Annotated in this window: 9 protein-coding genes and 1 pseudogene; all 10 read left to right on the plus strand. The window is 69.3% G+C overall.

Features of this window, described 5'->3' with window-relative positions; genetic code table 11:
* Positions 1 to 1,470: phospholipase D family protein (locus AC27VN_RS18970; RefSeq protein ID WP_490877513.1), on the plus strand; the 1,470-nt coding region annotated here is incomplete at its 5' end.
* A gap of 44 nt (positions 1,471 to 1,514) precedes the next feature.
* Positions 1,515 to 2,237 carry a helix-turn-helix transcriptional regulator gene (locus AC27VN_RS18975; protein WP_490877514.1) on the plus strand — a complete coding sequence of 241 codons (723 nt, stop codon included), beginning with the start codon at positions 1,515 to 1,517 and terminating at the stop codon, positions 2,235 to 2,237.
* A gap of 36 nt (positions 2,238 to 2,273) precedes the next feature.
* Positions 2,274 to 2,645: a VOC family protein gene (locus AC27VN_RS18980; RefSeq protein WP_490877515.1), complete on the plus strand. Its 372-nt coding sequence runs from the start codon at positions 2,274 to 2,276 to the stop codon at positions 2,643 to 2,645.
* Between the two features lie 111 nt (positions 2,646 to 2,756).
* Entirely contained in the window at positions 2,757 to 3,575 is an 819-nt protein-coding gene (blaOXA, locus tag AC27VN_RS18985) for a class D beta-lactamase (protein WP_490877516.1), read from the plus strand.
* A complete protein-coding gene (locus tag AC27VN_RS18990) occupies positions 3,572 to 4,720 on the plus strand; it encodes an acyltransferase family protein (protein WP_490877517.1) in 1,149 nt (382 codons plus the stop codon). The genes blaOXA and AC27VN_RS18990 overlap by 4 nt, the downstream gene beginning before the upstream one ends.
* A gap of 175 nt (positions 4,721 to 4,895) precedes the next feature.
* Positions 4,896 to 7,175, plus strand: coding sequence for an AMP-binding protein (locus AC27VN_RS18995; protein WP_431512158.1), 2,280 nt, complete (start codon positions 4,896 to 4,898; stop codon positions 7,173 to 7,175).
* A gap of 17 nt (positions 7,176 to 7,192) precedes the next feature.
* On the plus strand, positions 7,193 to 8,170 hold the full coding sequence (locus AC27VN_RS19000) for an ABC transporter permease (RefSeq protein WP_093343231.1): 978 nt from the start codon (positions 7,193 to 7,195) through the stop codon (positions 8,168 to 8,170).
* 94 nt (positions 8,171 to 8,264) lie between these two features.
* A complete protein-coding gene (locus AC27VN_RS19005) occupies positions 8,265 to 9,287 on the plus strand; it encodes a sugar ABC transporter substrate-binding protein (protein WP_296798861.1) in 1,023 nt (340 codons plus the stop codon).
* Between the two features lie 22 nt (positions 9,288 to 9,309).
* Positions 9,310 to 11,436, plus strand: coding sequence for an ABC transporter permease (locus AC27VN_RS19010; protein WP_490877518.1), 2,127 nt, complete (start codon positions 9,310 to 9,312; stop codon positions 11,434 to 11,436).
* Positions 11,436 to 11,676, plus strand: a pseudogene (locus AC27VN_RS19015) (strictosidine synthase); the annotation flags it as partial. The gene AC27VN_RS19010 and the pseudogene AC27VN_RS19015, both read left to right, overlap by 1 nt.

The following is an 11,676-nucleotide window of genomic DNA, read 5'->3' on the forward strand; positions in this document are numbered from 1 at the left end:
GCGCAGCAGGCACTGGCACCGGGCAACGCATCGGGCTTTCGCCTGCTGCCCTACGGCCCGACCTCCTTCGCCAGCCGCATCGAGCTCGCGAAGCTCGCCACCCGCAGCCTCGACGTGCAGTACTACCTGCTGGCCGGCGACAATACCGGCCGCGCCCTGATGCGCGCGCTGCGCGATGCCGCCGCGCGCGGCGTGCGCGTGCGGCTGCTGGTGGACGACCTCTACACCACCGGCGAGGACGAACTGCTGCTCGGGCTGGCCAGCCATCCGAACGTGGAGGTGCGCCTGTTCAATCCCTTCCCGGCCGGCCGCGGCAGCGACCTCACGCGCTTCGCCGCCTCGGCCATGGATTTCGAGCGCATCAACCGGCGCATGCACAACAAGCTGTTCGTGGCCGACAACGCCGCCGCCGTGGCCGGCGGGCGCAACATGGCCGACGAGTACGTGATGAACGCCAGCGCCAGCAACTTCATCGACATGGACGTGTTCGCCGCGGGCCCGGTGGTGCGCGAACTCTCCGACGCCTTCGACCACTACTGGAACAGCGAGGCTGTCTATCCCGTGCAGCGCATCGCGCGCAGCAGCCTGTCGCCGGCGCAGCTGCGGCAGGCCTTCGAGGAGCGCACCGCCACCGCGAAGCCGCCGCAGGCGCCGCGCATCCCGGCGGACGGCATCATCCCCAACGCGACCGAGGGCGAGCCGGCCTCGATCCCGCTCGAGATGGTGCCGATGATGAACCTGCCGTTCGAGCTGGCCGAGCGCAGGCTGAGCCCGCTGCTCATGGCCGACGCGCGCGTGCTGTTCGATCCGCTGACCAAGACCCAGGGCTGGAACGAGCGTGAGAACTCGAACAAGGGCACCGTCACCGAATCCGTGGTGCGCTGGTTCCGGACCGCGCAGCACACCATCAAGATGGTGTCGCCCTACTTCGTGCCTTCCGACGCCGCCGTCCTCAGCCTCGCGGAAGCGCGCGCCGAGGGCCTGCAGGTCGAGCTCGTCACCAACTCCCTGGCCTCCACCGACGAGCCCTGGGTCTACGTCGGCTACTGGCCGCACATCCATCGGCTGCTCGAGGCCGGCGTCGAGATCTACGAACTGAGCCCCTCGCTGAGCGTGCACCGCGGCAAGCTCGGCCTGTTCGGCCACGGCACCGGCGCGCTGCACATGAAGAACGGCATCGTCGACCATCGCCAGGTCTTCCTCGGCTCGATGAACCTCGACCCGCGCTCGGCACGGCTCAACACCGAGCTGGGCCTGATCATCGACAGCCCCGACATGGCGCGCCAGCTCGAGAGCTTTGCCGACACGCGCAGCTTCTACCGGCTGCGGCTCGACGCCAAGGGCCGGAACGTCGAATGGGTGGACCAGGACGACGACACGCGCGTGTTCGACGTGCCGCCCGAGACGACGGCGTGGCAGCGCTTCAAGCTGAGGCTGCTGGGGCCGTTGATTCCGCAGAGCCAGTTGTAGCCGGCGCGCGCCGCATCCGGGCGACGGGCCACTACCATGCCCGCATGTCCCGCTCCGAACGCCTGCTCGCACTGCTCCAGACCCTGCGCCGCCATCGCCGGCCCATCAGTGGCCAGGCCCTGGCCGAGCAGCTCGGCATCAGCCTGCGCACGCTGTACCGCGACATCGCGAGCCTGCAGTCGCAGGGCGCGCTGATCGAAGGTTCGCCCGGCCTCGGCTATGTGCTCAAGCCGGGCTACGTGCTGCCACCGCTGATGTTCGGCCCCGAGGAGATCGAGGCGCTCGCGCTGGGCCTGCGCTGGGTGGCCGACCGCGGCGACAGGGCGCTGTCGGCCGGCGCGCACGATGCGATGGCGAAGATCGCCGCCGTGCTGCCGCCCGAACTGAAGCGCGAGCTCGAAGCCTCCGCGCTGCTCGTGGCCGTGGGGGCGAAGCGCGCGCCGGCCGCGGTCGAGCCCGATCTGCTGCGCGCCGCGATCCGTGCCGAGCACAAGCTGCGGATCGGCTACAGCGATCCCGACGGGACCGCATCGCAACGCGTCATCTGGCCCTTCGCGCTCGTGTACTTCGAACAGTCGCGCGTGCTCAGCGCCTGGTGCGAACTGCGCAACGACTTCCGCAACTTCCGCGCCGACCGCATCCTCGCCGCCGAGATGCTCGATGCGCGCTACCCCCAGCGTCGCCAGGCGCTGCTCAAGGCCTGGCAGCAACGCGTGAAGGAAAGCGGCCGCACGATACTGCCGGAATCTGACATGCCCTCTCCCTAAGCTCGCGCCCATCGTTCATTCATTCAGGAGATCGGCGTGAAGTTTGCATCCGTGCGTCTAGTCACTCAACAATTCGAAGCCCTCGTTGCGTTCTACGCGCGCCTGTCGGGCACCGAGGCCACCCGCCTGGCCGATGGCTTCGCGGAGATCCGGCTGGAGGGCGCGACGCTGGCCATCTCCGAAGAGCATCTCGTGCAGCGCTTCAACGCCGGGGCCGCGACGGCCGCATCGAACCGCTCGGCAATCCTCGAGTTCGAGGTCGCCGATGTCGAGGGCACGCTGGCGCGCATGGCGGAAGCGGCCGAGGTCGTGATGCGGCCGACCACCATGCCGTGGGGCAACCGGTCGCTGTTGCTTCGCGATCCGGATGGGAGCCTGGTGAATGTGTTTTCGAGGCCGGCGAACTAGCGAGGTCCCGTCGGCGTTACACGCGTTACGGCCGAGACGTCCTTCGCTTGCCAGTCGGAGGACACGAAGCCCGGTCTTTTCTACGATGACGGCCTAATCCCCGTCCCTCCCATGAAAAGTCCGCTTCGCCTCCTGCCCATCGCCCTGTTCGTCCTGCTCGCCCCCCTCGCAGCCACCACCCAAGCCCGCACCCTCTGCACCGCCATCGCCGACGCCAAGACCGGCCAATTCATCGTCCAGCAAGGCCGCTGCGACGAACGCGTCACCCCCGCCTCCACCTTCAAGATCGCGCTCGCGCTGATGGGCTTCGACGCGGGCTTTCTCAAGAACGAGCACGACCCCGTGCTGCCCTTCAAGGAAGGCTATCCGGCCTGGGTCGAAGGCTGGAAGCAGCCGACCGATCCGCAGCGATGGCTCAAGCTCTCGGTCTTCTGGTTCTCGCAGCGGGTGACCGAATCGCTGGGCGCCGAGCGCTTCGCGCGTTATGCGAAGGACTTCGGCTACGGCAACGCCGATGTGTCGGGCGACCCGGGCAAGCACAACGGGCTCGAGCGTTCATGGGTCGCGTCCTCGCTGCGCATCTCGCCGCGCGAGCAGGTCGAGTTCCTGCGCAAGCTGCTGTCGAACCGTCTGCCGGTATCGCAGCACGCGATCGAGATGACGCGGCGTTCGATGGAGACGACCCAGCTGCCCGAGGGCTGGACGGTGCAGGGCAAGACCGGCGCTGCCTACCCGAAGAAGGCCGACGGCTCGCTCGACGAGGCCCATGGCTATGGCTGGTATGTCGGCTGGGCCACGCGCGGCGAGCGCACGGTGGTGTTCGCGCGGCTGACGCAGGACGACCGGAAGCAGGCGACGACACCGGGCGTCCGCACGCGCGACGCGCTGCTGCCGGCCCTGCCCGCGCTGATCGGTTCCGCCGCGAGATGACGACGGCACCGAGCCTCGGGCCGCGCAGCACGCGCATCGACGTGCTGCGCGGCGTCGCGATCCTGCTGGTGCTGTTCCACCACTTCAACATCGCCTACCGGCTCGACGGCACCGTGCTGTCGCAGCTCCTCGGCTGGGAAGCGGTGCGCGCGGTGGCGCGCAACGGCAACTACGGCGTCACGATGTTCTTCGTGATCTCGGGCTTCCTGATCACCTCGAACGCGCGGCGCCGCTGGGGCGCGCTGCAGGACGTGAAGGCGCGCGCCTTCTACGGCCTGCGCGTGGCGCGCATCGTGCCGTGCCTGCTGCTCCTGCTGGTCGCGGTCAACCTGCTGGCCTGGGCGGGCGTGGCCATCTTCCAGAACCGGGCGCCGGCAGGCGCGACCCCGTTGCCGCTGTGGCTGGTCAACCTCGCCTCGCTGACCTTCTGGATGAACGTGGTGGTCGACAAGTACGGATGGACCAACTACGCGCTCGGCGTGCTGTGGTCGCTGTCGGTCGAGGAGGTCTTCTATCTCTTCTTCCCGATCCTCTGCGCGCTGCTGCGCCGGGAGCGCCGGCTGATCGCCTTCTGGCTCGCGATCGCGGTGCTGGCACCGGTGTACCGCTTTCATCGCCAGGACGATGAAGGCGGCTACCTCTATGCCTACTTCGCGGCCTTCGACGGCATCGCGATCGGTTGCTGCACGGCGTTGCTCGCGGACTCGCTCGTTCTCTCCGCGCGGCTTAAGACGCTGCTGTCGTGGACCGTGGCGATCGCCATGGTCTTCCTCTACCTGCGATGGCCGATCGCGCAGAGCCATGTGCTCGGCGTCACGGCGATGGCGCTGGGCACGGCCGTGCTGCTGGCGACGATGAGCGATCGATCCGCGGACGGCGGCACGGCATGGGCACCCGCTCGCTGGCTCCCGGCCGCCTTCGGATGGTTCGGCCGGCGCAGCTACGAGCTCTACCTGTTCCACCTGATCGTGCTCGGCCTGCTGCGGACCCTGTTCCCGCCCGCGCTCGCGAGCGGCGGCGACAGGATGTGGCTGCTCGCTGGCTACATGCTGCTGTCGATGGCGCTGTGCGACGCCATCGCGCGCTGCTACAGCGAGCCGTTGAACCGCTGGCTGCGAAGCCGCTTGTCCGCTTCACGCGCCTGAACCTCGCGGGGTTTTTTGGTGCGCCGCAGCTAAGGGAAATTCCCCGAACCACCCTTCCCGGTCGCTCCGAATAATCGCGCCAGTCAACCAGGGTACTTTCGAGTAACCCCCGGTTTTCCTGGCGCCACGCGGTCTCCGCGCGGCATCGGTCCCTGGTCGTCGCCGCAGGAGTCGAATGTCTACCGAGCTGGTCGAATCGCCTTGGCAAAGCCGCGGAGAGCGGCAGCAGGATCGCCATGCCAAGAAGGACGCGGTGCTGCTGGCGGCGGCGCGGCTGTTCACGACCAAGGGCTTCCAGGGCACCTCGCTCGACGACATCGCGCGCAGCCTGCGCGTGACCAAGCCCACCGTCTACCACTACGTCGAGAACAAGGAACAGATCCTGTTCGAGTGCGTGCAGCGCGGGCTCGAGGCGCTGCGCGCGGGCATCCTCGAGGCGGCGCGGCGCGGGCTGCCGCCGCGCGAGCGGCTGCGCGTGGCGATGGAGAACTACGCGGGCATCGTGACCAGCGACTTCGGCCTGTGCGTGATCCGCGTCGGCGAGGACCCGCTGGCCGAGCCCAGGCGGCGCGAACTGCGCGCGCTCAAGGGCGAGATCGACACCGAGTTCCGCGCGCTGATCGAGGCCGGCATGGCCGAAGGCTGGATCGCGCGCGGCGACGCGGCGATGGCCTCGTACACGGTGGTCGGCGCGCTCAGCGGCATCGGCCGCTGGTACCGGCCCGACAGCCATCCGGCGCGCAGCCTGCAGGATGCCGTGCGGCACTGCATCGAGATGCTCATGCACGGCGTGCTCAGCGCCCCGACGGAGCTGCGGCCCTCGCAGAGCTCCGCGTCCTCGTGGTCCCAGTGGGGAGATTCCATGCCCAAGATGCGACGTGAAGTGCACTTCAACGAGCGCGTGGTGCGCTGCTTCGCCGAGCGGCCCGCCAACGTGGCCCAGATGCTGGCCGACGCGGTGCGGCTCTCGCCCGAGGGTGAGGCGCTGGTCTGCGACACGCTGCGCCTGAGCTGGCGCGAGCTGCACCATGCCACCACCAAGTGCGCGGGCGGCCTCGCACGGCGCGGCGTACGGCCGGGCGACCGGGTGGCGCTCTACCTCTCGAACGGGCCCGAGTTCGCGATCGCGGTGTTCGCCTGCGCCTGGCTCGGCGCGGTGGCGATGCCGGTGAGCGCGCGGGCGCGCACGGCCGAACTCGAGTTCTCGCTGGCCGACGCCGAGGCGGTGGCGATCGTCTGCTCGCAGGAGCTGCAGGCGCTGGTGCCCTCGCCCGAGGCGCTGCCGCTGCTGCGCCTGCGCTTCGGCACCGGCGCCGCGCAGCCGGGCTTCGAATCCTTCACGGCGCTGATGCAGGCCGAGCCGCTGGCCAGCGCGCACGCGGCCGCCGAGGAAGACCTCGCTGTGCTGCTCTACACCTCGGGCACCACGGGCAAGCCCAAGGGCGCGATGCTCACGCACCTGAACATCGCGCACTCGGTGATGCACTTCGTGCACGCGATGAGCCTGGGCGAATCGGACCGCAGCATCGTCGCGGTGCCGCTGAGCCACGTCACCGGGCTGGTGGCGCAGCTCTACACCATGCTGCACGCGCGCGGCTGCGCGGTGCTGATGACGCAGTTCAAGGCGGCCGAGTTCGCGCGGCTGGCGGCGGCCGAGCGCATCACGCACACGATCATGGTGCCGGCCATGTACAACCTGTGCCTGCTGCTGCCGGACCTGCAGGCGCACGACCTCTCGGCCTGGCGCATCGGCGCCTACGGCGGCGCCTCGATGCCCACGGCCACCATCGAGGGCATCGCGGCGCGGCTGCCGGGCCTCACCCTGATGAACGCCTACGGCGCCACCGAGACCTGCTCGCCCGCGACCATCATGCCGCCCGGCATGACGGCCGAGCACCGCGACAGCGTGGGCCTGGCCGTGCCCTGCGGCGAGATCTGCGTGGTCGACGAGAACGGCAACGAGGTGGCGCGCGGCGAGGTCGGCGAGATCTGGATCGCGGGCCCGATGGTGGTGCCCGGCTACTGGCGCAACCCGCAGGCCACGGCCAGCGAATTCCGCGGCGGCTACTGGCGTTCGGGCGACATCGGCAGCATGGACGCCGACGGCTACGTGCGCATCCTCGACCGCAAGAAGGACGTGATCAACCGCGGCGGCTACAAGATCTTCTGCGCCACGGTCGAGAACACGCTGATGGAGCATCCGCGGATCGTGGAGGCGGCGCTGGTGGGCGTGCCCTGCGCGGTGCTCGGCGAGCGCGTGCATGCCTTCGTCTGCGTGAGCGAGCTCGACGAGCGCACCCAGGCCGCGGCCCTGCAGGCCTTCTGCGCCGAGCGGCTGTCGGACTACGCGGTGCCCGAGACCTGGACCATCGGCACCGAGGCGCTGCCGCGCAACCTCAACGGCAAGGTCATGAAGCGCGAGCTGCGCCAGTCGCTGCACGCGGCCCTGAGCTGAAACGAGGCGCCCCCACCATGACGACGAAGAAATTCAAGGCCACGCAGCAAGGCATCGTGTCCGCGCTGTTCGCGTTGCTGTTCGCGGGCTTCGCGGCGTTCCTGCCGGGCTTCGCGCAGATCGACAACCTGCTCACGCTGGTGCAGAACGTGGCCTTCCTCGGCATCCTGGGGCTGGGCATGGCGGTGGTGGTGATCGGCCGCGGCATCGACATCTCGATGATCGCCGCGCTGGCCGTGCCCTCGGGCCTGCTGCTGCAGCTGGTGCAGAACGGCCATCCGCTCGGCTCGGCCTTCCTGATCGCGCTGGGCCTGGCGCTGGCCTTCGGGCTGGTCAACGGCTGGCTGATCGCCTATGCCGAGGTGCCGTCGCTGTTCACCACGCTGGCCTCGGGCCTCTTTCTCGCGGGGCTGGGGCAGGCCTATTTCTTCCAGCTCGAGGTGGTGCAGTGGCCGGCCGCGCTCGACCCCGCGGCCTGGCTGGGCCGCGGCACCCTGGCCGGGGTGCCGACACCGGTCGTGATGTTCGGCGTGGCGGCCGCGGCCATGGCCTTCTTCCTGCGCCGCATGCGCGCGGGCGCCTTCGTCTACGCGATCGGCGACAACCCCTTCGCCGCGCGCGCCACCGGCCTGCCGACGCGGCCGATGGTGCTGCTGCAGTACGTGCTGGCGGCGCTGATCGGGCTGTTCGCGGGCGTGGTGATGGCGGCCTCGGTCAGCAGCATGCCGACGCGGATCTTCAACTCCACCATGATCTACGACGTGGTGCTGGTGGTGGTGCTCGGCGGCATCGGCCTGTCGGGCGGCCGCGGCGGCGTGTTCAACGTCGTGATCGGCACGCTGCTGATCGGCACCATGCTCAACGGCATGACGATCATGGACCTCTCCTATTCCGTGCAGAACATCGTCAAGGGCGTGGTGCTGCTGGCCGCGATCCTGATCGACTCCATGCTCAACCCGCGCAACGAAGAGACCGCGCAGCAGGGCGACATCTGATCCCGGGGTCCGCGAGCGGACCCACCTGTTTTCCGAAGCCGGGCGCCAGGCGATTTTGGCGTCATCCGAGACCACCGAAAAAAGGAGACATGCAATGCACTTCGTTCGCACACTCGCCGCATCCGCGAAGCTCGCGGGCATCGCGCTGGCGCTGGCCGCCTCGCAACACGCGGCCGCCCAGGGCAAGGGCCTCGACGAGCCCTTCCGCGACGGCTACAAGAAGTCGCTGGCCGGCAAGACCGTGGGCTACATCCCGGTGGCCATGGGCTTCGACCTCGCGCAGGGCTGGTACAACGGCCTCAAGAAGGAGCTCGAGCCCGCCGGCATGAAGGTGGTGGCGCGCGATCCCAACTGGAACACCAACGCCGGCGCGCAGGCCTTCACCGCGCTGATGGCCGAGAAGCCCGCGGTGATCGTGATCCACAACCCCGACGTGCAGACCTACGCCAAGCTGATCAAGAAGGCCGAGGAAGACGGCATCTACGTGGTGCAGATCAACATGCGCTCGGTGCAGCCCTCGACCGTGTTCGTGGGCGCCGACTGGGTCGACGTGGGCGAGCGCAATGCCGAGGCCGTGGTGCAGGCCTGCAAGGGCAAGTCGAACAAGATCGCCATCGTGCAGGGCGCGCCGACCGCGGCCACCAGCGCCTACACGCTCAAGGGCGTGGAGAACGTGCTGGCGAAGAACCCGCAGATCAAGGTGGTGTCGAACCAGGCCGCCGACTGGGACGCGGCCAAGGCCAAGGGCCTGACGCAGACGGTGCTCAAGCAGAACCCCGACCTGTGCGGCATCGTCGGCTTCTGGGACGGCATGGACATCGGCACCGCGGCCGCCATCAAGGAAGCGGGCCTGACCGGCAAGGTCTATCTCGCGACCTCGGGCGGCGGCGAGCAGAAAGGCGCCTGCGACCAGGTCAAGTCGGGCGCCTTCGACCTCGACGTGAGCTACGACGTGCCGACGCAGGCCGCCAACATGGCCGCCATGATCAAGTGGCTGGTGCAGGGCGGCATGAAGCCCGGCGCGGCCAAGCAGAACATCTACACCACGCTGATCCCGATCACGAAGGAGAACGCGGGTGCCGACGGCACCTGCTGGAAGCTCACCGCCGCCAAGTGACCGCCCCGCCGGAGCCGCACCGATGAACGAGACCCTGACGCGCCTGCGCTACCGCTGGTGGCCCGACCACTGGGTCGGCGAGATCCTGTCCAAGCGCTGGACCGAGACCGCGATCCCGGTGCTGCTGCTGGTGGCGGTGCTGCTGGCCTCGGGCCAGCTGATCGGCAACTTCTGGTCGCCGGTGGTGCTGGCCGACACGCTGCGGCAGGCCGGCGAGATCGGCTTCATCGTGCTCGGCCTGGCGCTGGTGATGATCGTGGGCGGCATCGACTTGTCGGTGGGTTCCATCTTCGCGCTCACCAACTTCTGCGCACTGATGTGCATGCACGTGCTGAAGTGGCCGGTGGGCGCGTCGGTGCTGGCCACGCTGGCCGTCGGCGCGCTGCTGGGCGCGGTCAACGGCGTGCTGATCGGCTACCTGCGGCTGCGCGCCTTCCTCACCACGCTCATCACGCTGATCATCTTCCGCTCGTTCTACGAGATCCTGAGCCTGCAGTACTCGACCGCGATCGCGGGCTCGCTGCCCGACTCGCCGGCCTGGGACTTCCTGGGCAACGGCACCTTGCTGGGCCTGCCGACCGTGGCCTGGGCCTACGCGGCGGTGGCGATCGCGGGCCATGTGCTGCTCACGCGCCTGCGCGCGGGCTGGCACATCATGGCCATCGGCGGCTCGCGCCGCTCGGCCTACAACAGCGGCATCGCGGTGCGGCGCACCGTGGCGCTGTGCTATGTGGCCTCGGGCACGCTGTGCGGCGCGGCCGGCTGCTTCTTCGCCTCGCGGCTGGCCACGGCCGGCGCCGACATCGGCGTGGGCATGGAAGTGCTGGTGCTCACGGCCGCGGTGCTCGGCGGCATCAGCCTGGGCGGCGGGCGCGGCTCGGTCGCCAAGGCGCTGGTCGGCACGCTGCTGGTGCTGCTGATCACCAACGGCCTGACCTCGATGTCGGCGCCCGGCGGCGTGATCCGCATGGTGCTGGCCGCGATCCTGGTGCTGGCGGCCGTGATCGACGTGCGCTGGCTCAAGAACCGCCAGCGCATCATCAGCAAGGTCTACGTGAGCCCGACCTACTTCGCGCTGCCGCCGGCACCGGCCAGCAGCGGCGACGGCGCGGGCGCGGGCGCGAGTGTCTATGCGGTCAACAACAAGCTGCGCGACGTCACGCTGATCGGCCTGGGCCGCATCGAGTCGCCCGAGGACGTGATCCTCGACCGCGACGACAACCTCTATGCGGGCTCGCGCCATGGCGACGTGATCCGCTTCCTCGCGCCCGACTACGAGCGCATGGAGGTCTACGCCCACATCGGCGGCCAACCGCTGGGCCTGGCCTTCGACCGCGAGGACAACCTGCACGTGTGCGTGGGCGGCATGGGCCTGTACCGCGTCACGCCCGAGCGCAAGGTCGAGCGCGTGACCGACGAGACCAACCGCAGCTGGACCTCGATCAACGACGACAGCCGGCTGCGGCTGGCCGACGACCTCGACATCGCCGACGACGGCCGCATCTTCTTCAGCGAGGCCACGGTGCGCTACGAGATGCACGAATGGCCGGTCGACGGGCTGGAGGCGCGCGGCAACGGGCGCATCGTCTGCTTCGATCCGCGCGACGGCTCGACGCGCACCGTGCTGCGCGGGCTGCGCTTTCCGAACGGCATCGCGATCGCGAGCGACGGCCAGTCGATCCTGTTCGCCGAGACCTGGGGCTGCTGCATCAAGCGCTACTGGTTCGACGGGCCGAAGGCCGGCCAGGTGCAGATGGTGATCGACAACCTGCCCGGCTATCCCGACAACATCAACCTCGCTTCCGACGGCCACTACTGGCTCGCGCTGGTGGGCATGCGCTGCCCGGCCTACGACCTCGCGATGCGCATGCCGGGATTTCGCCGCCGCATGGCCACGCGCGTGCCGGTGGACGAATGGCTGTTCCCCAACATCAACACCGGCTGCGTGCTCAAGTTCAGCGAGGCCGGCGAGATCCTCGAGACGCTGTGGGACCTGGGCGGCGAGAACCACCCGATGATCACCTCGATGCGCGAGCACCGCGGCCACCTCTACCTGGGCGGCATCTCGAACAACCGCATCGGCCGCTACAAGCTCGAGGGCGCCGACCCCGACTTCGTGCAGTACGAACGGCGCTGGAGGACAGCCTGATGCTCGACACCCTTCGCGGTTTCACCGACCGCCTGCTCGGCCGCGGCAGCGCCGCCATCACGGTGCCGGTGATGGACGGCGTGCTCAAGCCCAACCGCGCGCTCGACAACGCCGAGGTGGTGGCCGAGCTCGCCGACATCGACGACCTCGCGGTGGCCGACGGCGTGCTGTGGATCGCGGCCGGACCTGCGCTGTACCGGCTCGACGGTGGCGCGCCCGTCGAGGTACGGCGCTTCGAAC

Source organism: Variovorax sp. 20P10.2.4, assembly GCF_058244205.1.

Coding starts and splice junctions, on each gene's coding strand:
- AC27VN_RS19005 (WP_296798861.1), top strand. CDS start 8,265: ATGCACTTCGTTCGCACACTCGCCGCATCCGCGAAGCTCGCGGGCATC.
- AC27VN_RS19010 (WP_490877518.1), top strand. CDS start 9,310: ATGAACGAGACCCTGACGCGCCTGCGCTACCGCTGGTGGCCCGACCAC.
- AC27VN_RS18975 (WP_490877514.1), top strand. CDS start 1,515: ATGTCCCGCTCCGAACGCCTGCTCGCACTGCTCCAGACCCTGCGCCGC.
- AC27VN_RS18990 (WP_490877517.1), top strand. CDS start 3,572: ATGACGACGGCACCGAGCCTCGGGCCGCGCAGCACGCGCATCGACGTG.
- AC27VN_RS19000 (WP_093343231.1), top strand. CDS start 7,193: ATGACGACGAAGAAATTCAAGGCCACGCAGCAAGGCATCGTGTCCGCG.
- AC27VN_RS18995 (WP_431512158.1), top strand. CDS start 4,896: ATGTCTACCGAGCTGGTCGAATCGCCTTGGCAAAGCCGCGGAGAGCGG.
- blaOXA (WP_490877516.1), top strand. CDS start 2,757: ATGAAAAGTCCGCTTCGCCTCCTGCCCATCGCCCTGTTCGTCCTGCTC.